23 protein-coding genes and 1 riboswitch are annotated in these 24,532 nt (G+C 64.1%); of the genes, 6 read left to right on the top strand and 17 right to left on the bottom strand.

Going from position 1 to position 24,532, the window contains the following annotated elements:
• Positions 1-187: 187 nt before the first annotated feature.
• The 5 genes from QO014_RS23965 to QO014_RS23945 all read right to left on the bottom strand — a co-directional run bounded on the left by QO014_RS23965 (position 188) and on the right by QO014_RS23945 (position 5,758).
• Positions 188-1,483 carry an LssY C-terminal domain-containing protein gene (locus tag QO014_RS23965; RefSeq protein ID WP_266351303.1) on the bottom strand — a complete coding sequence of 432 codons (1,296 nt, stop codon included), beginning with the start codon at positions 1,481-1,483 and terminating at the stop codon, positions 188-190.
• 123 nt (positions 1,484-1,606) lie between these two features.
• The gene (locus tag QO014_RS23960) at positions 1,607-2,416 is read right to left on the bottom strand and encodes a YoaK family protein (protein ID WP_266351302.1); all 810 of its coding nucleotides are present in this window, start codon (positions 2,414-2,416) and stop codon (positions 1,607-1,609) included.
• Between the two features lie 74 nt (positions 2,417-2,490).
• The gene (locus QO014_RS23955; RefSeq protein ID WP_266351301.1) at positions 2,491-3,750 is read right to left on the bottom strand and encodes a glycerate kinase type-2 family protein; all 1,260 of its coding nucleotides are present in this window, start codon (positions 3,748-3,750) and stop codon (positions 2,491-2,493) included.
• 43 nt (positions 3,751-3,793) lie between these two features.
• Positions 3,794-4,579 carry an SDR family oxidoreductase gene (locus QO014_RS23950; protein WP_266351300.1) on the bottom strand — a complete coding sequence of 262 codons (786 nt, stop codon included), beginning with the start codon at positions 4,577-4,579 and terminating at the stop codon, positions 3,794-3,796.
• Positions 4,580-4,669: 90 nt separating this feature from the next.
• Entirely contained in the window at positions 4,670-5,758 is a 1,089-nt protein-coding gene (locus tag QO014_RS23945; protein WP_266351299.1) for a 2'-deoxycytidine 5'-triphosphate deaminase, read from the bottom strand.
• Between the two features lie 116 nt (positions 5,759-5,874).
• Positions 5,875-5,955, top strand: a riboswitch (SAM riboswitch).
• A gap of 61 nt (positions 5,956-6,016) precedes the next feature.
• On the opposite strand from QO014_RS23945, the gene QO014_RS23940 reads away from it, so the two are divergent.
• The 3 genes from QO014_RS23940 (at position 6,017) to hemA (ending at position 9,603) form a co-directional block, all read left to right on the top strand.
• Positions 6,017-7,213 carry an O-succinylhomoserine sulfhydrylase gene (locus QO014_RS23940; RefSeq protein WP_266351298.1) on the top strand — a complete coding sequence of 399 codons (1,197 nt, stop codon included), beginning with the start codon at positions 6,017-6,019 and terminating at the stop codon, positions 7,211-7,213.
• A gap of 177 nt (positions 7,214-7,390) precedes the next feature.
• Complete coding sequence (locus QO014_RS23935; protein WP_266351297.1) at positions 7,391-8,068, top strand: hypothetical protein; 678 nt, start codon at positions 7,391-7,393, stop codon at positions 8,066-8,068.
• A gap of 248 nt (positions 8,069-8,316) precedes the next feature.
• Positions 8,317-9,603, top strand: a complete 1,287-nt coding sequence (gene hemA / locus QO014_RS23930; RefSeq protein WP_266351296.1) for a 5-aminolevulinate synthase — start codon at positions 8,317-8,319, stop codon at positions 9,601-9,603.
• A 137-nt stretch (positions 9,604-9,740) separates the two neighbouring features.
• Here the strand turns inward: hemA and QO014_RS23925 are convergent, their stop codons facing one another.
• Positions 9,741-10,916 carry a pyridoxal phosphate-dependent aminotransferase gene (locus tag QO014_RS23925; RefSeq protein ID WP_266351295.1) on the bottom strand — a complete coding sequence of 392 codons (1,176 nt, stop codon included), beginning with the start codon at positions 10,914-10,916 and terminating at the stop codon, positions 9,741-9,743.
• A gap of 144 nt (positions 10,917-11,060) precedes the next feature.
• Positions 11,061-11,468: a large conductance mechanosensitive channel protein MscL gene (gene mscL / locus QO014_RS23920; RefSeq protein WP_266351294.1), complete on the bottom strand. Its 408-nt coding sequence runs from the start codon at positions 11,466-11,468 to the stop codon at positions 11,061-11,063.
• A 199-nt stretch (positions 11,469-11,667) separates the two neighbouring features.
• On the opposite strand from mscL, the gene apaG reads away from it, so the two are divergent.
• The gene (gene apaG / locus QO014_RS23915) at positions 11,668-12,060 is read left to right on the top strand and encodes a Co2+/Mg2+ efflux facilitator ApaG/CorD (protein ID WP_266351293.1); all 393 of its coding nucleotides are present in this window, start codon (positions 11,668-11,670) and stop codon (positions 12,058-12,060) included.
• A gap of 58 nt (positions 12,061-12,118) precedes the next feature.
• On the opposite strand, the gene QO014_RS23910 is transcribed toward apaG, so the two are convergent.
• From QO014_RS23910 to QO014_RS23900, 3 genes are read right to left on the bottom strand one after another with little or no spacing between them, the layout of a single operon-like run.
• Entirely contained in the window at positions 12,119-13,108 is a 990-nt protein-coding gene (locus QO014_RS23910) for an Hsp33 family molecular chaperone (protein ID WP_266351292.1), read from the bottom strand.
• Complete coding sequence (gene argF / locus QO014_RS23905) at positions 13,108-14,031, bottom strand: ornithine carbamoyltransferase (protein WP_266351291.1); 924 nt, start codon at positions 14,029-14,031, stop codon at positions 13,108-13,110. The genes QO014_RS23910 and argF overlap by 1 nt, the downstream gene beginning before the upstream one ends.
• Positions 14,032-14,042: 11 nt before the next feature.
• Positions 14,043-15,272, bottom strand: coding sequence for an aspartate aminotransferase family protein (locus QO014_RS23900; protein WP_266351290.1), 1,230 nt, complete (start codon positions 15,270-15,272; stop codon positions 14,043-14,045).
• A gap of 411 nt (positions 15,273-15,683) precedes the next feature.
• On the opposite strand from QO014_RS23900, the gene QO014_RS23895 reads away from it, so the two are divergent.
• The gene (locus tag QO014_RS23895) at positions 15,684-16,220 is read left to right on the top strand and encodes a GcrA family cell cycle regulator (RefSeq protein WP_266351289.1); all 537 of its coding nucleotides are present in this window, start codon (positions 15,684-15,686) and stop codon (positions 16,218-16,220) included.
• A 265-nt stretch (positions 16,221-16,485) separates the two neighbouring features.
• Here QO014_RS23895 and phoB read toward each other — a convergent pair whose 3' ends face one another.
• The 7 genes from phoB to QO014_RS23860 form a co-directional block, all read right to left on the bottom strand.
• Positions 16,486-17,187: a phosphate regulon transcriptional regulator PhoB gene (gene phoB / locus QO014_RS23890; protein ID WP_266351288.1), complete on the bottom strand. Its 702-nt coding sequence runs from the start codon at positions 17,185-17,187 to the stop codon at positions 16,486-16,488.
• A 59-nt stretch (positions 17,188-17,246) separates the two neighbouring features.
• Positions 17,247-17,963 carry a phosphate signaling complex protein PhoU gene (phoU, locus tag QO014_RS23885; protein ID WP_266351287.1) on the bottom strand — a complete coding sequence of 239 codons (717 nt, stop codon included), beginning with the start codon at positions 17,961-17,963 and terminating at the stop codon, positions 17,247-17,249.
• A 22-nt stretch (positions 17,964-17,985) separates the two neighbouring features.
• Positions 17,986-18,771, bottom strand: coding sequence for a phosphate ABC transporter ATP-binding protein PstB (pstB, locus tag QO014_RS23880; RefSeq protein WP_266351286.1), 786 nt, complete (start codon positions 18,769-18,771; stop codon positions 17,986-17,988).
• On the bottom strand, positions 18,768-19,649 hold the full coding sequence (pstA, locus tag QO014_RS23875; protein WP_266351285.1) for a phosphate ABC transporter permease PstA: 882 nt from the start codon (positions 19,647-19,649) through the stop codon (positions 18,768-18,770). The genes pstB and pstA overlap by 4 nt, the downstream gene beginning before the upstream one ends.
• An 11-nt stretch (positions 19,650-19,660) precedes the next feature.
• Positions 19,661-20,638, bottom strand: a complete 978-nt coding sequence (gene pstC / locus QO014_RS23870) for a phosphate ABC transporter permease subunit PstC (protein WP_266351284.1) — start codon at positions 20,636-20,638, stop codon at positions 19,661-19,663.
• A gap of 119 nt (positions 20,639-20,757) precedes the next feature.
• Positions 20,758-21,786 (bottom strand): phosphate ABC transporter substrate-binding protein PstS, encoded by a 1,029-nt coding sequence (gene pstS / locus QO014_RS23865; RefSeq protein WP_266351374.1) that lies wholly within the window; start codon positions 21,784-21,786, stop codon positions 20,758-20,760.
• A 164-nt stretch (positions 21,787-21,950) separates the two neighbouring features.
• Positions 21,951-23,279: an ATP-binding protein gene (locus tag QO014_RS23860; RefSeq protein ID WP_266351283.1), complete on the bottom strand. Its 1,329-nt coding sequence runs from the start codon at positions 23,277-23,279 to the stop codon at positions 21,951-21,953.
• A 150-nt stretch (positions 23,280-23,429) separates the two neighbouring features.
• Between QO014_RS23860 and ppk2 the strand changes: the two genes are divergently transcribed.
• The gene (gene ppk2 / locus QO014_RS23855) at positions 23,430-24,479 is read left to right on the top strand and encodes a polyphosphate kinase 2 (RefSeq protein ID WP_266351282.1); all 1,050 of its coding nucleotides are present in this window, start codon (positions 23,430-23,432) and stop codon (positions 24,477-24,479) included.
• Positions 24,480-24,532: the final 53 nt, after the last annotated feature.

Raw genomic sequence — 24,532 nt, 5'->3', positions numbered from 1 at the left:
CAGAGACGGCGGCCGATTGCCATCTCGCCCACTGACCGGGCGGCATGGTCTGCAGAACCCCCTGCCCTGAAGCCGCCGAAATGAGCTGATCGAATTTCGATCGAGCGAGGGCCCGTCGCGTGCGACGGGCCCTTTTTTTCTGGCGCCATTGCCGACGAGCATCATCAAGAAGTGCGGGTTGATCTCGCTACTCGACATCAGCCGGCATGGCTTCCCAGGCGAGCGCGTCTACGGCGTCCGTGACGTCGTCATCAACGCCGAGCAGCACGACCAGCCGCAGGCCGTCGGTGACATAAGGATCATCGGTCAGGTTGACCCTCGGATGCGCTGCAGGCGAAACGCCGACACCGCTCGCAAAGCCGAACCGCTGGACCGAGCCGGAAAGCAGCAGATCCTGAAGCAAATAGTCGCGATCGAAATCGACATCGGGATCGACCTTGTGCGTGGTCAGGTACCAGGACGTGTCGGTCAGTTCGACGCCGATATCGCGGCTGATCTGGCCGACCCAGACATCATGGCCCTCGAAGCTCAATGGCGCGCGCCAGAGCCTCAGATGATTGCGCTCATTGATCGTATTGCGCGCCTTCTCGAGCGCGAGGTCCTGCTGGCGCCCGAAGAGATAGAGCGGGCTCACCGGAGACGTCGCGTAGTGCGTCCCGATCAGGAAGGATTTGGTCGTGTCGACCGCACTATGGATGTCGAGCGGCTCCGTGAGACGCCAGCCCCGCGACACGAACGGGAAGATCGACGCCAGCCCATCACCGACAATGACGAGATTGAGCGGATCACCGTTCTTGGTCGCCTTCGCATCGGTGGTGCAGCATGGCAGTGCCTCGATCGCCGCGCGCAAGCCCACGAGGTCGACGGCTTTGATCGCATCGGGCGGATAGATCTTGTCGAAATCGACGCGCTGGACGGCGTAGGGCGGGCCGGCCACCGGCACGGTGAAGTGGAACTCGAGCTCGTCGTCGCCTCTCAGCATGCCGAAGGTCAGGAATTTCAGGCCGGTCTCCAGATGGGTGAAGACGAACCCCGAGACCGTCTTGCCCGGCGGCACCACGAGATCCATGCGCAGACTGTTGAAGCGCGCCTCGCGGGCCGTATTGACGGCGCCATCGAGATCATCATGGAAGCGATAGGCGACCTCGAGCGGCGCAAAATAGGTCTCGTCCGTCGTGATCGGCATGTACCAGAGCGGCTCGCTACCGCCATTCGTGATCTCGACCCAAACGGGCTGGATACCCTTCTCGATCACGGGCACGCCGAAGATCGCCTCGACCTGCTTCGCGTCCGGCACCGACGTACGCACGGTGACGCCCTCCTGCGTATCGCTTTTGATCGCGCCGAGAAGTGCGGGATCGAGCGCCGGTGTCGTGGCCGCATACGCCCCTGGGGTGAGAAGCCCTAAGGCAAGCACCAACCAGGCAGCGAGCCGTGTCCATTTGGCCGAGAAGGCACGATCGTCGCGCAAAATATGGTTCAAGATTCGAGCCTCCCCGGGGCAGCGCAACCAGAGCGGGGAGTGAGCCGCGTCATGCAAACGCCGTCAATGGAAAACTGCGGCTCTCGTTTGCGGGCCAACCGTCGCCGAGCAATCGCAGAAAGCTCAATGCGAGCTGCGGCGGAGGAACTGCCCGTGCTGCACGATCTCGGTGATCGAAGGCGCCACGAGGGCGGCCAGGATCAAGGCGAGCAGGCAGGCGAAGAAAGGCCCCACGGTGCTGAAGCCAAACGCGCCGACGACGCCGCCCGTGACGAAAGCCGTCAGCAACGAGGCGAGCAGGCCGAGCTTTGCACGATCGGCGACGACTCGCGTGCCATCGGCCTCACGGTGGGAAACGCACTCATAGGCAAACTTGCCGAGCTCGATACCAATATCCGTGACGATGCCGGTGACGTGGGTCGTGCGCATGCGGGCGCCCGAAATCTTGGTCACCGTCGCGTTCTGCAGTCCCATGATGAAGCAGAGCAGCGGGATCGCGATCCATTCGATCACATGGCTCGGCAGCGCCAGCGCGGCGATGGCGCCAAAGGAAAGGAGTAGCACGCATTCGAGCGTGATCGGCAGTACATATTGCGTGCTGCCGTAATGGCGGCGCCCCCAATTGATCAGGATGGCCGAGCAGGCCGCCCCGGTCAGGAAGGCCAGGAAGGCCGACAGGCCGCCGACCACGAGGCTGAACAGGCCCAGCGCGATATGGTCGGCCATCGCTGAAACAATGCCCGACATGTGTGAAGTGTACTGGCCGACGATCAGGAAACCGCCAGCATTGACCGCCCCGGCGACGAAGGTCAGCACCAGGCCCAGCTGGGTGTCGGCAATGCCATTTCGCTCGGGCGCAACGATGCGGCGAGCCGTATGGCGATAGGACTGAGACAGGTGCCGGCCGGGCCGGTGCGCCTCGTGTTCGAGCATAGGAATCCTGCAGTAAAGCCCGTATCTCCCTATACGCTCACACCACACGGGAATGAAGGCATATCGATGTCGCGCTATCGGACCAGGATAGCGCGGAAGTCGTTGACATTGGTTAAGGTTGGGCCCGTGACGACCAGCCGGTCGAGCGCCTCGAAGAAGCCGTAGCCGTCATTGTTGGCGAGATGAGCCGCGGGGTCGAGACCTCTCGACCGCGCCTCGGTCAGAATATGCTCGTCGAGCCATGCGCCGGCATTGTCCTCGGAGCCGTCTATGCCGTCCGTGTCGCAGGCGATCGCCGCGATGCCGCGATGGCTGCCGAGTGCGACGGCGAGCGAGAGCAGGAATTCGGCGTTGCGGCCTCCCCTTCCCTTGCCGCGGACGGTCACCGTGGTCTCTCCGCCCGAAAGGATGACGGCAGGCTTCGCCACCGGCTCGTCATGCGCGCTCGCATAATGCGCGATGGCGGCCAGCACCTTGGCGACATCGCGCGCCTCGCCTTCGAGCGCATCGCCCAGCACGATCGGGTTGAGGCCCAGCTTGCGCGCCACGGCCGCAGCCGCATCCAGCGCCATCTTCGGCGTCGCCAGCATCTCGACCGGCCCGCCCGCCCCCGCCGTCACCGCATTGGCGCGGATCGCCGCCTCGACACGCGCGTCAACGGCGATCCCATATTCCGCCAGGATCGCGAGCGCCGCATCGGGATCGGAGGCTTCCGGAATGGTCGGCCCCGAACCGATGGCGCCTGGATCGTCACCGGGAACGTCGGAAATCAGATAGGTGATCATGCGCGCGGGGGCTGCTGCGGCGGCGAGCCTGCCCCCCTTGATCGCGGATGCCGACTTTCGAACCCGGTTCATCGCGCCGATCGGTGCGCCGCTCTTGAGCAGCGCGCGGTTGAGCGTCTGCTTGTCCTCCAGCGTCAGCCCCTCGGCAGGCAAAGAGAGCAGCGCCGAGGCGCCGCCCGACATGAGGAACACGACCAGATCGTCCGGGCCCGCCTCGCGCGCCAATGCCAATATGCGCTCTGCCGCCTGCATGCCGGCAGCATCGGGCACGGGATGGGACGCCTCGACGACCTCGATCGACCGGGTCGGCATGCCGTGACCATAGCGTGTCACGACCAGCCCCTGTGGCAGGCCGTGGCCGGCCTTCTCCCAGGCATCCTCGAAGGTCTTGGCCATGCGCGCCGCGCCCTTGCCGGCGCCGAGCACGATCGTGCGCCCCCTGGGAGGCTCGGGCAGGCGGCCCTCATAGCGGCCGTCGGGAAGCGAGGCCGCAAGCGCGGCATTGAACAGTTCGAGAAGGATGGTCTTGTCGGAGGATGCGAACGTCACGCTGATACTCGTCTCATTTGGGGGCGCGTTCTCGGGGCAACGGTCAGTCGCGGACGCCGAGCACATAGTCCTGCTGCTGGTCGATGAGCGCGCCCGTCATCGGGATCGAGGCGTCGCTCAGGAGGAACAGGGCGAGCCGCGCAACGTCCTCCGGCTTGATCAGCCGCCCCCATGGCTGGCCGGCCTCGGCCTCGGCGAGCCAGCCCTCGCCCTTGCCGAGCGTGAGGGCCTGCATGTCGCGCTCGCCCGGCGTATCGGCCCAGCCGAGCAGAATGCCGTTGACGCGCACGCGGTCATAGCGATGCGAATAGGCGGCGTTCTTGGTCATGACGGCAAGCGCCGCCTTGCTCGCGGAATAGACGCCGAGATCCGCCGTGCCGCCATGAGCGTTGACGGAGAGGATATTGACGATCGCGCCCGGCTCGCGCCGCTCCCGCAGATGATGGATGAGTTCCTGCATCAGGAACATCGGCGCACGCGTATTGACGGCGAACATGCGGTCGAAGAAATCGATATCCGCTTCGGCGATCGAGCCGCGATCCGTCACGGCGGCCGCATTGACGAGCCCGTCGATCTGGCCGAAGCGATCGAGCGTCGCCTGGACGATCATCATCGGCGCATCCGGATCATCGAGCGCCGCATCGACAAAGCCCGCCTCGACGCCGAGCGCCTCGATCTCGGCCGCCACGGCGGCGCCGCGTTTCGAATTGCGGCCCGTGATCATCACGCCCTCGGCCCGTGCGCGCGCTGCCTGCAGCGCGATGGCCCGGCCGATCCCCTGCGTGCCGCCGGTCACCAGCAGGACCTTGCCGTCTACCCCCACATCCACGATCGATCCCTCCCCGACGCGAAGCATGCCGAGTGAGCATGGATCAGCCGCGGCTTCAAGGGCAAGGATCTGTCGGCGACGAAGAGACGTTCAGCGAAAATGCTTCGAGAGCTTCAGGCCCTGCGCCTGATAGTTCGAGCCGAGGCCCGCGCCATAGAGAACGGCCGGCCTTTCCGACATGGTCTCATAGACCAGCCGGCCCACCGTTTGCCCATGCTCGAGGATGAATGGCACCTCATGGCTGCGCACTTCCAGCACCGCCCGACTGCCGGCGCCACCGGCGGCGCTGTGGCCGAAGCCGGGATCGAAGAAGCCGGCATAATGGACGCGGAATTCGCCGACCAGCGGGTCGAAGGCGACCATTTCCGCAGCATAATCCGGCGGAACATGCACGGCCTCGCGCGAGACGAGGATATAGAACTGGTCCGGATCGAGGATCAGCTCGGCGCGGCCCCGCGTCGGGATCGGCTCCCAATAATCGAGCACGTCATAGCCGGCGCGCTTGTCGACATCGACCACGCCGGTGTGGCGCTTGGCGCGATAGCCGAGAATGCCGTCGTCGCCGCCCTTCAGGTCGATCGAGAGCAGCAGCCCGCCCGAGGCGCGAAACGCGCCATCGACCAGCGGCTCGCGCGCATTGAGCGCCGCGAGCGCCTCGTCGGTAAGGTGCGTATCGCCGCGGCGAAAGCGAATCTGCGACAGACGCGACCCGGTGCGCGCGACGATCGGGAACGTGCGCGGACTGACCTCCAGATAGAGCGGCCCGCTATAGCCGGCACCGATCGTATCGAAGGACTGGGCGCGATCGGTAATGACGCGTGTGAAGATATCGAGACGGCCCGTGGAGGATTTCGGATTGGTCGAGGCCTGGATATCCGGCGTCAGCGCGAGGCTTTCGAGCAGCGGCACGATATAGACGCAACCCGTTTCGAGCACGGAACCCTGGGTCAGGTCGATTTCGTGCAGCGTCAGCTCGGCGAGGCGATCCTTCACCAGCACGTTCGGGCCGGGAAGGAAACTGGCGCGGACGCGATAGGCCACCGCGCCCAAGCGCAGATCGAGGCTCGCGGGCTGGATCTGGTCGGCATCGAGCGGACGTTCGGTGAGAATATGGCCCTGTGCCACTTCCGCCGCGATCTGCCCAGCCGAGAGAATCCCGATATTGATAGCGCCCGTCATGCCTGCTCCGTCTCCACGCCCCTTTCCCATAGGCGACAGGGCCGGATGCAGCAAGCACCTCGGCCACGGCGCGGCAAAGTCTCGTTGACGTGACGGGGCAACAGGCCTATCAAAACGTCTACTACCGTGGTCATTTGAGCCGACCGGCTTGCCGCCACGTTAAACAAGGTCGCTAAAAAGGTCGGTTGCGGATTCTCCGTTGCCCGATCTTTTTGCCCGACCCCGCGGTCGGGTTTTTCGTATCCGGGATCAGAGAGAATGTCCGAAAACAAAGCTCCTCGCCGTCGTCGCCCTGCCACCGAACTCGTCCATGGCGGATCGCTCCGCTCGCAGTTCGGCGAGATGTCCGAGGCGATCTTCCTGACGCAGGGTTTCGCCTATGAGACGGCAGAGGCGGCCGAGGCCCGCTTCAATGGCGAGGATCCGGGCTTCATCTATTCGCGCTTCTCCAATCCCACCGTCTTCATGTTCGAAGAGCGGATGCGCCTCCTCGAAGGCGCCGTCGCCGCGCGCGCAACCGCGAGCGGCATGGCCGCCGTCACGGCTGCGCTGGTCTCGATGCTGAAGGCCGGCGACCATGTGGTGGCCGCCAAGGCGCTGTTCTCGTCCTGTCTCTACGTCGTCGAGGAATTGCTGCCACGCTTCGGCGTCACCTCGACGCTCGTCGACGGCACGGATCTGAACCAATGGCGCGACGCGGTGAAGCCGAACACCAAGGCCTTCTTCCTGGAAAGCCCGACCAATCCGACGCTCGAAGTGATCGATATCGCCGAGGTCGCCAAGATCGCCCATGAGGCCGGCGCGCGCCTCGTCGTCGACAATGTCTTCGCAACGCCGATCTGGCAGTCGCCGATCGCGCTCGGCGCCGACATCGTCGTCTATTCGGCCACCAAGCATATCGATGGCCAGGGCCGTGTGCTGGGCGGCATCATCCTGTCGGCCGACCAGTCCTATATCGACGATCACCTGCACAATTTCCTGCGCCAGACCGGCCCGAGCCTGTCGCCGTTCAATGCCTGGGTTCTCCTCAAGGGCCTCGAGACGATGGAAGTGCGCGTCCAGCGGCAGACATCGAGCGCCGCGCGCATCGCCGATGTCATCGCGGCCCACCCCAAGGTCTCCAAGCTGATCTATCCGGGCCGCGCCGATCATCCGCAGGCCGATATCGTCAAGAAGCAGATGCGCGCCGGCTCGACGCTGATCGCCTTCGAGGTCGATGGCGGCAAGGAGGCGGCGTTCCGCGTCGCGAGCGCGCTCGAGATCGTCAAGATCTCGAACAATCTGGGCGATGCCAAGAGCCTGATCACGCACCCCTCGACGACGACGCACCAGCGCCTCTCCGAGGAGGCGCGGCTCGGCTACGGCATCACGCAGGGCATGCTGCGCCTTTCGATCGGCCTCGAGGATCCTGAAGATCTCGTCGAGGATATCTCGCTTGCGCTCGATCAGGCATAGCGGCAAAAATCGCACGAACGCGCAGATTCGAGACCGGTGGCCCGCCGCCACCGGTCTGTCACATATCGTTCTTGTGCCTCGGATAGGCCGTTTCACGGGGTGATGGAGCCGACCATCCCTGGGGTGGGACCTCAGGCCGGCCGGAGGCTGTTCGATGCCTGATTGGGAACGATATCCATGATACGAGCACTTGGCATTCTCTCTGCGGGAGCGCTGCTCCTCGGTGCATTCCCGGCCGTTGCAGCCGATCTCGGCGCCGTGCAGATGCCCGATGGCGCGATTGCCGCGCCCACGGCGGCGCCGACGACGACCTTCGGCATCGAGGTCAATCCGGAATTCTATGCGAGCTCCAGCGGCTCGAACGCGATCGGCAACTATGCCGATACGGCGATCAAGGCCAGCCTCTCGCACACATTCGGCGGCGTCTGGGTGATCGGCGGCTCGCTCCAGGCGACGCTCAAGGAAAACGACACGCAGCAATATTATGCCGAGGCATCGGCAGGCTATAAGTTCAAGTTCGACAAGTTCACGCTGACGCCGTCGGTCGCGCTCGGCGACACCTGGGACGCGACGGGGCTCGGCGACAACAAGGATTCGAACGCGCTCTACTATGCGTTCTATCTGGCCGGCGATCTGAAACTCAATTCGCAGTGGACCTGGAACGCGTTCAACCTGCGTTATCGCGATGCATTCGATTATGAATGGATCACGCCCAAGGTTTCGACCGGCGTCACCTATGCGATCGACAGCTATAATTCGGTCTACACCAATGCCGGCTACAGCTGGAAGGATACGGGATCGGGCATGAAGGGCGACAAGATGAACATCGCCTTCGGCTACAAGCGCGCCTTCTGAGGGCCGCCCCCGCCGCCAATCAACGACGTTCCGCCGCGCCGTTTGATGTGAATCAAGCGACGCGGCCATCGCCATCCGTAAGCTGTTGGCGGCGAGGACAGAACGTCCTATGCGGTAAATTGCGCCATGGCGGCGCGATGTTGCGCATGGTTAGTGACGTGAAGTTGAATGCCGCCGTGGCGAACTCGTGTTGGACTCGGCTTTAGTCCTTCGCTAGTTTGGAACCTATCCAATCAGCGGGCCCCTTGATGGACTACCAATCATTTTTCGTGGACGCGATCGAAGCTCTCCACAACGAGAAGCGCTATCGCGTCTTCGCCGATCTGGAACGCATTGTCGGTCGTTTCCCGCACGCCATCTGGCGTTCCGAGCGCGGTCCGCGCGAGATCACAGTCTGGTGCTCGAACGACTATCTCGGCATGGGCCAGCACCCCGATGTCGTCAGCGCCATGGTCGCGACGGCTCAGGGCATGGGCACGGGCGCCGGTGGCACGCGCAATATTTCAGGCAACACCCATCCGCTGGTCGAGCTCGAGCATGAGCTCGCCGACCTGCATGGCAAGGAAGCCGGCCTCGTCTTCTCCTCAGGCTTCGTCTCGAACGACGCTGCGATCTCGACGCTGGCCCGGCTGCTGCCGGACTGCCTGATCCTGTCGGACGAACTGAACCACGCCTCGATGATCGAAGGCGTGCGCCGCTCGGGCGCGCAAAAGCGCATCTTCCGCCACAATGACCTCGGCCATCTCGAAGAGCTGCTGAAGGAGGCCGGTCCCGGCCGCGCCAAGCTGATCGTCTTCGAGAGCGTCTATTCAATGGATGGCGACGTGGCGCCGATCGCGGGCATTTGCGATCTCGCCGAGAAGTACGGCGCCATGACCTATATCGACGAGGTCCATGCGGTCGGCATGTATGGCCCCCGCGGCGCCGGCATTGCCGAGCGCGACGGCGTCATGCACCGGATCGACGTGATCGAGGGCACGCTGGCCAAGGCGTTCGGCACGTTTGGCGGCTATATCACGGCCAGCCGCGCCGTCGTCGACGCCGTGCGCTCCTACGCGCCGGGCTTCATCTTCACGACCGCGCTGCCGCCTGCGATCGCCGCCGCGACGACCGCTTCGATCCGCCATCTCAAGACTTCACAGACAGAGCGCGAATTGCAGCAGCGCCACGCGCAGCGGACCAAGGAAGTGCTGATCGCGGCCGGCTTGCCGGTCATGCCGTCCGAGACGCATATCGTGCCGCTCTTCGTCGGCAATCCGGACCTTTGCAAGAAGGCCTCGGACATGCTGCTCGAGGAGCACGGCATCTATATCCAGCCGATCAACTACCCGACCGTGCCGCGCGGCACGGAGCGGCTGCGCATCACGCCGACGCCCTGCCATGACGAGGCGCTGATCGAGGGCCTGCGCGACGCGCTCGTCGATGTCTGGCACCGCCTCTGGCTGCCGCTCGGCCGCACAGCGCCGTCGCAGCTCAATCGTCGGGATTCCGTCGACGGCATCACGCGGATCGCGGTCTCGTCGGCTGGCGGTTGATATCGCCGCCATTCGTTCTCGACATTTCAATACCGCATGCCGGCTGAACCACCCGAGAGGGTGGATTCAACCGGCCTCTGCGCATTGATGAATCGGGCGGGCCGCCACTCTTTGCACGGCCCCGGCCCTGTTCGTCGTCAGCCGCGTGCCAGCCAGATCGCGAGGCGCTCCGTCGCCTCGGTCAATTGGGCAGGATCGCGCAGGAAACACATGCGCATATAGCCCGCGCCGCCGGGTCCGAAAGCGTCGCCCGGCGCGAGGCCGACATTGGCCTCGTCGACCAGGCGGAGGCCGAGCTTGCGGGTATCCGGCTCACCATCGACGGAAAAGAACAGATAGAACGCGCCGGCCGGCCAGCTGAAGCGCACGCGACCCGTGGCTTCCAATCCAGCGCAGACGATTTCGCGAGCCCGTTTTGCCCGCTCGATCTGAAAGTCGATGAAGGCGTCGCCCTGCTCGATCGCGGCGACTGCGCCACGCTGCATGAACTTCGCGGTGCCGGAGCTCGAATACTGGATCAGGTTCTCGACGACCTGCCCCAACTCTGGCGGCGCCGACAGCCAGCCGACGCGCCAACCCGTCATCGCCCAGTTCTTGGAGAGCGTGTTGACGTAGAGGATGCGCTCGTCCGGCTCGGCTATGTCATAGAAGGACGGAGCCCGGTCGGCCTCGTAGAAGAAGCGGTTATAGACCTCGTCGGCAATGATCCAGAGGCCCCGCGCCCGCGCGAAATCGCGGATGGCGATCAGTTCTTCACGGGTCGCCGTCCAGCCGGTCGGGTTGCAGGGGGAGTTCAGGAACAGCGCAGTGGTGCGCGGCGTCACGGCGGCAAAATAGCGATCGAGATCGAGCATCCAGCCCGCATTGCCGAAGCTCATTGGCACGGCGACCGTGCGCGCACCACCAATCTCGGCAGCGGCGGCGAAGTTTGGCCAGGCCGGAGTGGGAACGACCACCTCGTCACTTTCGCCCGCAACCATGCGCAGCGCGATCTGGATCGCCGGCATGCCGCCCGACGTCACGAAGAAACGCTCGGGATCGAACGGCTTGTGGAAGACGCGCGCATGATAGCGGGCGAGCGCGGTGCGAAGCTCCGGAATGCCACGCTGATAGGTGTAGAAGGTCTCGCCTTCGGAAAGGCTGGCGCGCGCCGCGTCGGCTATGAAATCCGGCGTCGGCAGATCGCCCTCGCCAACCCAGAGCGGGATCAATCCCGGTCGGTCGCGGCCGTAATTGAACACTTCGACAATGCCGCTTTCGGGGGCATTTGTCGCTTCGGATCGCAGGCGGCTCGGGGCGGGCTGGGCGGACACTGAACTTTCCAGATTTCCAGGAACCGGAGCCGTAGCGGATCGCCCGGGCCGGTACGCTTCAAAACAAGGCGGTCGAAGAGACAAACACAGGCGATCGGCGGGCGCTGTGACCGCCGTCACATGGCTCGATCGTGTTGGAACGGGCTATTTCTTGATGGCGTCGCGGATTTCGCGCAGCAGCAGGATGTCTTCCGGGGTCTCGGTCGGCTTGGGCGCTTCGGCCTGCTGGCGCTTCAGCTGGTTCATGCCCTTGACGACCATGAACAGGATCCAGGCGACGATCAGGAAGTTGATGAGCAGGGTGATAAAATTGCCATAGGCGATCGTCGCACCGGCCTTGCGCGCAGCATCGAGCGTCGCCTGCGGCTCGCCGGCCAGCTGGATGAACTTGTTCGAGAAATCGATGCCGCCCGTGATGCGCCCGACGATCGGCAGGAAGATGTCGTTGACGATCGAATTCACCAACCCGCTGAAGGCCGCGCCGATGATGATACCGATGGCCAGATCGACCATGTTGCCCTTCAGCGCGAACTCGCGAAATTCCTTGAGCATCGAAGCGCTCTCCTGTCACGTCCGGCGCCAGGCGCCATGTTTTTGATTTGCCGACGATTCAATCTAGCCGAGCCATGATCGGCTGAAAACCTTTCGCCGCCAACTGGCAAGGGCGCCAATTTTGCCGCCGTGACGGGACGCGATTGACGCTCGCCCCCTGAAGCGATTAAGAGCGCAGTGAAACCGCCGGAGTATCCAGATGTACCGCTCAGTGACGCGATCGATCCAGGTCACCGTGCAGCCGAGCTTCATCGAGGACGAGTCGTCGCCGGGTGAAGGCCGCTATGTCTGGGCCTATACGATCGAGATCCTCAATCTCGGCGTCGAGAACGTCCAGCTGCGCTCGCGCTGCTGGCGCATTACCGATGCCTCGGGCCGGACGGAGGAAGTGCGGGGGATCGGCGTGGTCGGCAAGGAGCCGACGCTGAAACCCGGCGAGAGCTTCGAATATACGAGCGGCTGCCCGCTCACGACGCCCTCGGGCATCATGGTCGGCACCTACCAGATGCAGACTGAGACGGGCGAGCTCTTCTCGGTCGATATTCCGGCCTTCTCGCTCGACATGCCGAACGCCCCGCGCGTGGTGCACTGAGGCTGATCGACCTGCGGCTGGGCGGCCACGGACATGCCGCGGCCGCTATCGCATCGGTTCAGTTCGAAAATTCGGCCGGATCGAAGCGATAGACCAGGCCGCAGAATTCACAAGTCACGGTGATCTCGCCATCCTCGATCGATTCCGTGATCTCCTCGGCCGAGAAGCTCCGCAGCACACCCTCGATCCGCTCGCGCGAGCAGGAACAATGATCCTGGACGGCGGTCGCCTCGAAGACGCGGACGCCTCGCTCGTGAAACAGGCGATAGAGCAACCGCTCGGTCGAGACATCGGGATCGATCAGCTCATGATCCTCGATCGTCGCGACCAATGACTGCGCCTCGACCCAGGCATCGTCCTCGTCCAGTTCGAAATCCAAGTCGGACGGCGCATCACCGCCAGGAAGATCGCGGTGACGCATGCGATCCTCGGATTCCGGCAGGAACTGAACCATCAGGCCGCCGCCACGCCAGCTATGCGTGACCTTGCCGTCCTCGCGCGTCATCATCTCGGCGACGGCAAGGCGAACAGCGGTCGGGATCTGTTCCGACTGCTCGAAATAGGTATGCGCGACATCTTCGAGCGAGGAACCATCGAGGGCGACGATGCCCTGATAGCGGCTGGTATTCTCGCCCTGGTCGATCGTCATGGCGAGGATGCCATTGCCGAGCAGCAGGGCGGGCTCGAGCGTGCCGGCCGCTTCCATCTCCGCGACCTTCTCGGCATCGAAGCGCGCATAGGCGCGCAGATCGCCGGGCGTACGGAAATCGACGACCAGCATGTCGACCGGCCCGTCCGTCTGCGTCTGCAGGATGAACTGGCCCTCGAACTTGAGCGAGGAGCCGAGCAGCACGGCCAGCACCACCGCCTCGCCGAGCAGCTTCGACACCGGCAGCGGATAATTGTGGCGGTCGAGCAGGGTCGACAGCGCCGGCCCCATCTGGATCGAGCGGCCGCGCACGTCGAGCCCTTCGACCTGGAACGGCAGAACGGCATCAACGCCGGCCGGCGCGATCGAGCCGGGGCCGAAATCTTCAATATTCGTCATCAGAACGTCTCCGGACCGCCCATGCACCAGGCAAGAATGCCTTTTTGCGCGTGAAGACGGTTTTCCGCCTCGTCGAAGACGACCGATTGCGGGCCATCCATGACTTCAGCCGTGACCTCCTCCCCGCGATGGGCGGGCAGGCAGTGCATGAATATGGCGTCTTTTTTCGCGCGCGCCATAAGGCGGCCGTTCACTTGATATGGCTTCAGGAGATTATGCCGGCGCTCGGCCTCGTTATCGCCCATCGAAACCCAGGTGTCGGTGACAATGCAATCGGCCGCATCGGCCGCTTCCTGCGCATCTTCGCCGGCAATCACCTCGCCGCCATTGGTGCGCGCCCAGTCGAGCAGCTTGTGCGCCGGCGCGAGTTCGGGCGGCGTCGCGATCTTCAGCTTGAAGTCGAAGCGCGCCGAGGCATGAACCCAGGAGGCCATGACATTGTTGCTGTCGCCGAGCCAGGCCACCGTCTTGCCGGCGATCGGGCCGCGATGCTCCTCGAAGGTCATGATGTCGGCCATGACCTGACAGGGATGCGAGCGGCGCGTCAGCCCGTTGATGACCGGGATGGTCGCGTTCCTGGCAAGCTCCGTCAGCGCATCATGATCCAGGATGCGGATCATGATGCCGTCGACATAGCGCGACATGACGCGGGCCGTATCGGCGATGGTCTCGCCGCGGCCGAGCTGCATCTCGGCGCCGGTGAGCATCAGCGTCTGGCCGCCGAGCTCACGCATCCCGACATCGAAGGACACGCGCGTACGCGTCGAGGGCTGCTCGAAGATCAGGGCCAGGACCTTGCCCGCAAGCGGGCCGACGCCGTCGCGCGCACCATCGCGCGAGGCCTTCAGCCGCTTGGCGCCGTCCATGACGGTCCTGAGGGTTTCGGAATCGAAATCGGTGAGGTCGAGAAAATGACGAACCATGACAAACCCGATCAGGCCGAGAGACGCGCGGCGTCCGCCGCAGCCTCGAGCGCGGAACAGGCCGCGTCCAGTTTCTCGATTGCAGCATCGACCTCGGCGCGGCCGACGGTGAGCGGCGGCAGCAGGCGGATGACGTTCTCGCCCGCACCGGCGACCAGCAGATGCTGCCCGCGCAGCGCCGCGACGATCTCCGGAACAGGCCTGACGCCATGAATGCCGACGAGGAGCCCCTCGCCGCGCACGCCGTCAAGAATGGTCGGATGCTGGTCGACCAGCGACGCAAGGCGCTGCTTCAGATAAAGCCCGGTCTCGCGGACATGATCGAGGAAGCCATCGGCGAGCACCACGTCGAGCACGGCGTTGCCAACGGCCATGGCGAGCGGATTGCCGCCGAAGGTCGTGCCATGCGTTCCGGGTGTCATGCCCTTGGCCGCTTCGGCCGTGGCAAGGCACGCGCCGATCGGGAAGCCGCCACCAATGCCCTTGGCCGAGGTCAGAATGTCGGGTGTGATCCCCGTCCATTCATAGGCGAAGAGCTTGCCAGTCCGGCCGATGCCGGTCTGGACCTCGTCCATGATCAGGAGCAGGCCCTGCTGGTCGCAGAACGTGCGCAGATCGCGCAGGAAGGCATTCGGGAAGGCGCGCACGCCGCCCTCGCCCTGGATCGGCTCGATCATGATCGCCGCCGTCTCCGGCGTCACGGCGGCCTTGATGGCGTCGAAATCGCCGAACGGAACCTGGTCGAAGCCGTCCGCCTTGGGGCCGAAGCCCTCCAGATATTTCTGCTGGCCGCCAGCGGCCAGCGTCGCGAGCGTACGCCCGTGGAAGGCGCCCTCGATCGTCAGGATGCGGAAGCGCTCGGGATGGCCGCTCACATAATGATAGCGCCGCGCCGTCTTGATCGCGGCCTCGTTGGCCTCGGCGCCCGAATTGGCGAAGAACACCTTGTCGGCGAAGCTCGCCGCCACAAGGCGGTCGGCGAGGCGCTCCTGCCCCGGAATGCGGAACAGGTTCGAGGTGTGCCAGAGCTTCTGCGCCTGCTCGGTCAGAGCCTGCACCAGGACCGGATTGGCATGGCCGAGCGAGTTCACCGCGATGCCGGCGGAGAAATCCAGATAGGCATCCCCATCTCGCGTATAGAGCCAAGCCCCCTCGCCTCGCTCGAACTCCAGCGGAGCACGCGCGAACGTGTCGAAAAGGGTGGTGTTGGGCTTGGATACGCTGGTCTCGGGGGCGCTCATATCCCCTCCTCGGGTCTAACCACGGAACTAGGGTGCCTAAAAATCAAAGGTGCCACCCGAGGCCGACGCGCCGGGCAGCACCTTTTTGCGTTGCCCTTATATCACGGTCATGACGATTAGTGTCAACGGAATCCCCGGTTTCTGGCCGAACAAGTCGGCTAACCGATTGACGCGACTCAATGATCACGCCCGAAGGCCGAAGTTGGGGAAAAGCGCAAGATCACCGTCTCAGATTCCCGCCGACTCTTGTCACGGAGTCCGGCCATATAGTATCTTAATGATTGTTAAGATACGACATATCGAGCGGTTGTCTCCCCCCGATCCATGTATCATGTCGCAGCGCCGCTCGGAGTAGCGAACGGCGGACATGGAAGGATTCTGACCATCGCTCCGACGGACAAGGACACACGAATGACTTGGACGGACGAACGGGTTGAGTTGCTCAAGAAGCTTTGGATCGACGGCCTCAGCGCCAGTCAAATCGCAACAGAGCTCGGCGGCGTAACGCGCAATGCCGTTATCGGCAAGGTGCATCGCCTGAGTCTCTCGGGACGTGCCAAGCCGGCTTCGACACCGGTGGCTCGCGCCCGCAAACCTTCGACCACCAATGGCCGATCGACGGCGACGAGCCGACCGGCCACGACGATAAGGCCGATGGTCGCGGGCAACACCGCGCTGAAGCCGGTGGGCCAGCTCGTTGCGGAACCGCGACGGCTGCCGCGCATGTCGGAAAGCGACGATGTCGTCGTGCCGATCAGCCTGCATGCCACCATCCTGACGCTGACCGAGCAGACCTGCAAATGGCCGATCGGCGATCCCAACACCGACGGTTTCCATTTCTGCGGCTGCAACTCGAAGATCGGCGTGCCTTATTGCGATTATCACGCCCGCATCGCCTACCAGCCGGTTCATGACCGGCGCCGCGAGCGCAAGGTTGTCGGCGCCTGACAGGGCCGAGACGGGGGAATTTGAGAGCCCGGGTCGCACAAGCGGCCCGGGCTTTTTTGTGTCCGCTTCCGGCGTAAGTTTTCGGGCCTTCCTCGGGCATGCGCTCGCCGCCCGCCGCCGGGCAGCCATGGCGAGATCGCGCGCAAACGAGATAGCCGGGACTTGCCCGGCAACCTCGATATCGCGTGCGGAATGAATGTCTGCGGAGGAATGATCAGACGACGGCAACAGACGGGCAGCGAGGCGCTGCCGCGGCCGTCCGTAGTCAGTTCACGGTTACGAACTGGTCGTCGAACGCATAGCCGGCGCCCCGGACCGTGCGGATCGGGTCCTTCGTGCGGCCGCGATTGACCGCCTTGCGCAGGCGGCCGATATGGACGTCGACCGTGCGCTCGTCGACATAGACGTCGCGACCCCAGACGCCATCGAGCAATTGCTCGCGCGAGAAGACGCGGCCGGGACTCTTCATCAGAAATTCGAGCAGGCGGAACTCGGTCGGCCCAAGGCGCAGCTCGCGCCCCGACCGGCGGACGCGATGCGTCTCGCGATCGAGCTCGATGTCGCCGGCCCGCAGCAGCGAGGCGATAACCTCGGGGCGCGAACGGCGCAGGATCGCCCGCACACGCGCCATCAATTCCGGCACGGAGAAGGGCTTCACCACATAATCATCGGCGCCAGTGGCGAGACCGCGGATCCGCTCCTGCTCCTCGCCGCGGGCGGTGAGCATGATCACGGGCAAGGTCCGCGTCACGTCGCGCGCCCTCAGCCGGCGGCAAAGCTCGATGCCGGAAATACCCGGCAGCATCCAGTCCAGCAGAAGCAGGTCCGGAACCGTCTCGCGCAGCCGCGTTTCAGCGTCGTCGCCGCGCGGGACGACCTCCACGGAATAGCCCTCGGCCTCCAGATTGTAGCGAAGGAGGAGGCTCAACGCCTCCTCATCCTCGACGATCATCACGCGGGGGGTCATTCGATCATCCTAGCCAAGTCTCGTCTCAAGCATCACGCCTCGACCGCTCAAGCGAACGGTCAGGTCGTCTCGTAGGGAACAGTCGTAATGCTCGAATCGTCGTGCTTCGGCCGCTCGTCGGGCAGAAGCTCGCCGGTGACGGCATACTGGATCGTCTCGGCGATATTGGTGGTGTGATCGCCGATGCGCTCGATATTCTTGGCGCAGAAGAGAAGATGCGTGCAGAAGGTGATGTTGCGCGGATCTTCCATCATGTAGGTCAGCAGCTCGCGGAAGAGCGAGGTGTACATCTGGTCGATCTCGGCGTCGCGCTTCCAGACTTCGAAGGCCTGCTTGACGTCGCGCAGCGCGTAGGCGTCCAGGACATCCTTGAGCTGGGCGAGCGAGAGCTCGGCCATGTGCTCGACGCCGGTCATGAAGCGCTTCGACTGGAACTGGCCGTCAAGCGCGATGACGCGCTTGGCGATGTTCTTGGCGAGGTCGCCGATCCGCTCCAGATCGTTGGAGATGCGCAGCGCGCCGATCACTTCGCGCAGGTCCATCGCCATGGGCTGGCGACGGGCGATGATCAGGATCGCCTGCTCTTCGCATTCACGCTGCAGCAGGTCGAGCCGCTTGTCGTCCGAGATAACCGAATTGGCGATCGTCGTGTCGAGCCGCGTCAGCGCCGTGACGGCATGATCGACCAGGCGCTCGGCCATGCCACCCATCTCGGCGATGCGGCGGGCGATGTCCTTGAGTTCGTCGTCGTATCGGGAAACGGTATGTTCCGACATTTCGTCCTCCTGTCCGGCCCGATCAGCCGAAGCGTCCGGTGATGTAGTCCTGGGTACGCTTGTCACTCGGCGCGGTGAAAATCTTCTGCGTCTCGTCGAACTCGATCAGCTCGCCGAGATACATGAACGCCGTATAGTCGGAGACACGCGCGGCCTGCTGCATGTTGTGCGTCACGATCGCGATCGTGTAATCGGCCGTCAGCTCGTCGATCAGCTCTTCGATCTTGGCGGTCGAGATCGGGTCGAGCGCCGAGCACGGCTCATCCATCAGCACGACCTCCGGGCGAACCGCAATCGTGCGGGCGATGCAGAGGCGCTGCTGCTGGCCGCCCGACAGGCTGAGACCGCTGGCGGTCAGCTTGTTTTTCACTTCGTTCCAGAGCGCGGCGCGGGTCAGTGCGGATTCGACGCGCGCATCCATCTCGGCCTTGCCGAGATTCTCGTAGAGACGGACGCCGAACGCGATGTTGTCATAGATCGACATCGGGAAGGGCGTCGGCTTCTGGAACACCATGCCGATGCGGGCGCGCAGGAGATTGAGGTCCTGGCCCGGATTCAGGATGTTGCCGCCGTCGAACAGCACTTCACCCTCGGCATGCTGCTTCGGATAAAGGTCGTACATCCGGTTCAGAATGCGCAGCAGCGTGGACTTGCCGCAGCCCGACGGTCCGATGAACGCCGTCACCTTCTTCTCGTAGAGCGGCAGGTTGATCGACTTCAGCGCCAGGTTCTGGCCGTAGAAGAACTTCAGGTTGCGGATCGAGACCTTCTCGGCCAGTCCGTTCTGGGTCGTGGCGGTCTGCGTCATTTCGAGGTCCTCGGGCTAAGGAAGGCGCGCGCGACGATATTGAGCGCCAGGACGGTGATGGTGATCAGCAGCGCGCCGCTCCAGGCGAGCTTCTGCCAATCGGGATAGGGCGAGAGCGCGAACTGGAAGATCGTCACCGGCAGCGACGACATCGGTCCGTTCAGATTGGTGCTCCAGAACTGGTTGTTCAGCGCGGTGAACAGCAGCGGCGCCGTCTCGCCGCTGACGCGGGCGATGGCGAGCAGCACGCCGGTCACGATGCCCGACATGGCCGCCTTGTAGGCGATGTTGCGGATCACGATCGAGCGCGGCAGGCCCAGCGCGCTGGCGGCTTCGCGCAGCGTGTTCGGCACCAGGTTGAGCATATCCTCGGTGGTGCGGACGACGACCGGGATCACCAGGATGGCCAGCGCGATGGCACCGGCGAAGGCCGAGAAATGCCCCATCGGCGCCACGACGACCTCATAGACGAAGAGACCGATGACGATCGAGGGCGCGGCCAGCAGGATGTCGTTGATGAAGCGCACCACGGTGGTCAACTGATTGTGGCGGCCATATTCCGACATGTAGGTGCCGGCGAGGATGCCGATCGGCGTACCGATCAGGACACCGGCGACGGTCATGATCAAGCTGCCGACAATGGCGTTCAGCAGGCCGCCGGCCGAGCCGGGCGGCGGCGTCGTCTCGGTGAAGACCGAGAGCGACAGGCCGCTGAAGCCGTTATAGAGCAGGGCTGCGAGGATGAGCACCAGCCAGGCGAGGCCGAAGATTGTCGCGGCGAAGGAGAAGGTGAGCAGGATCCCGTTGCCGCGACGGCGGCGGCGATAGATCGCCTGAGCCGTGGGCGTGGAAACCGCCGATGTTCCGAGCGTTGCCATTGTCGCGTGCCTCAGTTGCCGGCCTTGGCGTTCATGCGCATCAGCATGAGGCGCGCACAGGCCAGGACGATGAAGGTGATCACGAAGAGGATGAGACCAAGCGCGATCAGCGAGGAGGTGTAGAGATCGCCGACGGCTTCGGTGAATTCATTGGCGATCGAGGCGGAGATGGTCGTGCCCGGCGCCATGATCGACGCGGAGATCTTGTGGGCATTGCCGATCACGAAGGTGACCGCCATGGTCTCGCCGAGGGCGCGGCCGAGGCCGAGCATGATGCCGCCGATCACGCCGACGCGGGAATAGGGCAGCACGACCTTGGTGACGACCTCGCCCGTGGTGCAGCCGAGGCCATAGGTGGCCTCCTTGAGCACGGCCGGGACGGTGTCGAACACGTCGCGGGTGATCGAGGTGATGAAGGGCAGCACCATGATGGCGAGGATGAAGCCTGCGGTCAGGACACCGATGCCGTAGGGCGGGCCGGCGAAGACGCTGGACAGGCCGGGGATATTGCCGAAGATGTCGATCAGGACCGGCTGGATCTCGGTCTGGAAGAAGGGAGCGAAGACGAACAGGCCCCAGATGCCGTAGATGATCGACGGGATGCCGGCGAGCAGTTCGATCGCAACGCCGATCGGACGCTTCAGCACGGGCGGGCAGAGCTCGGTCAGGAAGATGGCGATGCCGATGCCGACGGGCACGGCGACGACGAGGGCGATGATGGAGGTGACGATCGTGCCGTAGATCGGGGCGAGCGCGCCGAATTTCTCGGTGACCGGATTCCAGGACTGCGTCGTCAGGAAGTCGAGACCAAAAGCCGAAAAGGCGGGGATCGAACCATGGATCAGCGAGATGATCACGCCGCCGAGCAGAAGCAGCACAAGCAGCGCCGCACCGAAGGTCAATCCGCGGAAGGTCGCGTCCCCGACGCGGAAGCTATTCATACGCTTGAGCTTGGCGCTATCGACGCCTGTGCTCCGCAAACCCGTCATCGCCGCATCGACCAATGTCGCCTCCCGGGCTCCGTCTTCGGAGCAACTATGCTGAGCAAACATGTTGAAGAATGCGGGGGAGGGCGAAAACGCCCTCCCCCTGTATCGATCGAGCGATCCTACTTGCCCGCGAAGACCGGCTTGCCGTCAGCGCCAAGGATCTCCTTGGCCCAGGTCTCCTTGATGGAGGCGACGACATTGTCGGGCAGCGGGATGTAGTGCAGGTCGGCAGCGGCCTGGTCGCCCGTCTCGTAAGCCCACGAGAAGAACTTCAGCGCCTCGGCAACGGCAGCCGCATCATCCGGCTTCTTGTAGACGAGGATGAAGGTGGCGGCGGTGATCGGCCAGGACGTGGCACCGGGCTCGTTCGTCAGGATGACGTAGTAGCCGGGGGTGTTGGCCCAGTCGACATTCGCAGCGGCCGCGGCGAAGTTCGCCGATTCCGGAGCGACCTTCTGGCCGTCCCTGTTGATCAGGTTGGTGAAGGTCATGCCGTTCTGGGCGGCATAGGCGTATTCGACGTAGCCGATCGCGCCCTTGGTCTGGCCGACGCCAGCGGCGACGCCTTCATTGCCCTTGGCACCGAGACCGACCGGCCATTCGACGGCCGAAGCGGCGCCGACGCCATCAGCCCAGGCCTTGCTGACCTGCGACAGGTAGGTGGTGAACACGAAGCTGGTGCCCGAGCCGTCCGAACGGTGAACAACCGCGATCGCGGTGGCCGGCAGGTCGACATTGGGGTTGAGCTTCTTGATCGCTTCGTCGTTCCAGGTCGTGATCTTGCCCTGGAAGATGTCAGCCAGCGTCTGGCCGTCGAGCGTGATGTCGCCCGGCTTGATGCCCGGGAGATTGATGATCGGAACGACGCCGCCGATGACGGTCGGGAACTGGACCAGACCGGCCTTCTCGAGCTCTTCCGGCTTCAGCGGGGCATCGGACGCGCCGAAGGTCACCGTCTTGGCCTTGATCTGCTTGATGCCACCGCCCGAACCGATGGACTGGTAGTTGAGACCGATGCCGGTCTCCTTCTTGTAGGTGTCAGCCCACTTTGCATAGATCGGATACGGGAAGGTCGCGCCCGCTCCGGAGATATCGGCCGCCTGGGCCGAGCCGAAGCCGATAGCGGCAGCGACAAGACCTGCCGCCATGACGATATTCGAGAGTCTCACCTGACATCTCCCTGTTGAGGGTTCCGCGACTTAAATTTCGCCTGCGACGACCCTTCCGGATCAAGCCGCGTGCGGAACCTAGAGGCTGCAGGTAATGCTTCTATGACACATGGGCCACAGTTTTATGACAACGTAACCTATTGTCAGGTCTTGTCGTTTTTCTCTTCGACCGGATTGGAGATCAAAGCCGGCGCCGGAAACTCGACATTGAAGGATGCGCCCTCGCCCGTCGTGCTCTCGATGCGCAATCTGGCCTTGTGGCGATTGACGATGTGCTTGACAATCGCGAGGCCGAGGCCGGTTCCGCGCTGGTTGCGGCTTTGGCTGACATCGGCACGATAAAACCGCTCCGTCAGCCGTGGCAAGTGCTCGGCCGCGATTCCAGGGCCGAAATCGCGCACCGAGACCGTGATCACCTCGCGTGAGGCGGAGCTTGCCAGCGTCACCACCACACGCTTGCCGGACTGTCCATATTTGCAGGCGTTCTCGACGAGGTTCTGGAAGACCTGAACGAGTTCGTCGCGATCGCCCTTCACGATGACGGGCGCATCCGGCAGTTGCAGCTCGATCGTCACGCCGAGATCGCGGGCGAGCGGCTCCAGCGCATCGACGACGCCGCGCAGCACAGCAACGAGGTCGACCGGGTCCTCCGGGCGCATGTGGGCCTTCATCTCGATGCGAGAGAGCGAGAGCAGATCGTCGATGAGACGGCTCATGCGTGTCGCCTGCTCGTGCATGATGCCGAGGAAGCGCTCACGCGCCGCGGCATCCTCGCGCGCCGGCCCCTGCAGCGTCTCGATGAAGCCGGCGAGCGAGGCGAGCGGCGTGCGCAGCTCGTGGCTGGCATTGGCGACGAAATCGACGCGGATTTTCTCGCTGCGCCGCCGTTCCGTCATGTCGGAGAAGATCAGCACCACGAAGCCAGAACGGTCCTCGCCGTCGCGGGGCTGCATCGTCGCAAACCAGGCGCTGTACCAGCGCTCCGTCGGGACGCGCTCGAGAAAGTCCACGCGCTCCGGCCGCCCGCCGGCCGCCACGCGCTCGAACGCGGCGACGAAATCGGGCGCTCGCAGCCGGAATGTGAGGGGATCGCCCGGCCGTGTCGGAAAGGTGGCTTCGGCGAGCGCATTCGCATAGCGCACGACGCCGCGGCGATCGAGGATGATGCAGGGCTCCGGCAGCGCGTCCGCCATGCGCTTGACGCCGGTGTCAGGCCAGACGGAAGGCGGCTGTCGGCGCGCGAGACGAGCCGGTGCATCGCCATGGACGCGCGGGAACAGGCCGCTCAGCACGGCAATGACGACCCAGAGCCCCAGCGCCGGCCCGGCCGCGATCAGCCGCAGCAGGCAGAAGAGCAACAAAACGGCCGCGACGGCGAGCAGAAGCCCCCGCGCATCGGCCAGGCGGGCGACGAAGCCGGGCGGGCCAGCCGGCGCATCGTCATCATTCGTCTTCTGCTCAACGTCATCCATATCGCCGTCCAGGATGGATCCTCATGCGTGCTTCGCCATCGTACCGACTAAATCCTGAAGGGATGATCGTATGCGAAGCGGGACAAATCGATGACGTCTGTGACAGAATCGCCCGTTCATAGAAAGACCATGCGAGGGAGCGGGACGCTCATGGCCCAGTCGGAGAAGAAGAAGGCGAAGGCGGAAGCCAAGGCCGCGGCCGGCGCGACGTCCGAAAGCGCGCCCGCGAGCACGGCAACGTCGAAGCCCGAAGGGACCGCTGGCGGGCCCGTTGCCCCGGCCACCCCTGAGCCTCAGCCGCCCTCGAACACGCTGCCCAAGCAATTGCAGCCGACCGTCGATGCGGCGCCGATCGACACCAAGCTCGGCAGCTTCGATCTCGACGACCCCGTCCTGCCGGCCTGGATCGAGGAAAGCGCCTTCAAATCGGGCGGCTATCCCTATGACAAGCCGCTGAAAAGCAGCAAATATGACGAGGATCTCCAGGCACTGCAGATCGAGCTCGTGAAGCTTCAGCATCACGTGATCGAGAAGGGACTGAAGCTCGTCCTCGTCTTCGAAGGCCGCGACGCGGCCGGCAAGGGTGGCGCGATCTTCGCCTTCCGCCAGTATCTCAATCCGCGCGTCGCGCGCGACGTGGCATTGCCGAAGCCGACCGAGACCGAGCGCGGCCAATGGTATTTCCAGCGCTATGTCGCCGAACTGCCGACTGCGGGCGAGATCGTGACGTTCGATCGCTCCTGGTACAATCGCGCCGGCGTCGAGCCGGTGATGGGCTTCTGCACGCCGGAGGAGAACAAGCAGTTCCTGAGCCAGGCGCCGCGCTTTGAAAGCCTGCTCGTCGAAAGCGGTACGATCCTGTTCAAGTTCTGGCTCGATATCGGGCAAGAAATGCAGATGAAGCGTTTTCATGAGCGACGGCACAATCCGCTCAAGATCTGGAAATTGTCGCCGATGGATTACGCGGCGATCGGCAAGTGGAAGGAGTACTCCAAGGCGCGCGATACGATGCTGGAAGCCTGCCATCACCAGGCGGCGCCGTGGACCATCGTGCTCGCCAACGACAAGAAGCGCGCGCGGCTCAATCTCATTCGCCACGTTCTTGATCGAGTTGACTATCCCGGCCGTGACCGTGATGTCATCGGCAAGCCGGACCCGCTCGTGGTCGGCCAAGGCCTGCCGTTCCTGAAGCGGAATTGAATGCGGCTCCGCCATATGTTGCGGTTTCGTCCTGAATGCTATGCATAGGCGCA

Source organism: Kaistia dalseonensis (assembly GCF_030814715.1).
In the GTDB taxonomy this organism is placed as follows: domain Bacteria; phylum Pseudomonadota; class Alphaproteobacteria; order Rhizobiales; family Kaistiaceae; genus Kaistia; species Kaistia dalseonensis.
This window is presented reverse-complemented; position numbering and strand designations above follow the sequence as displayed.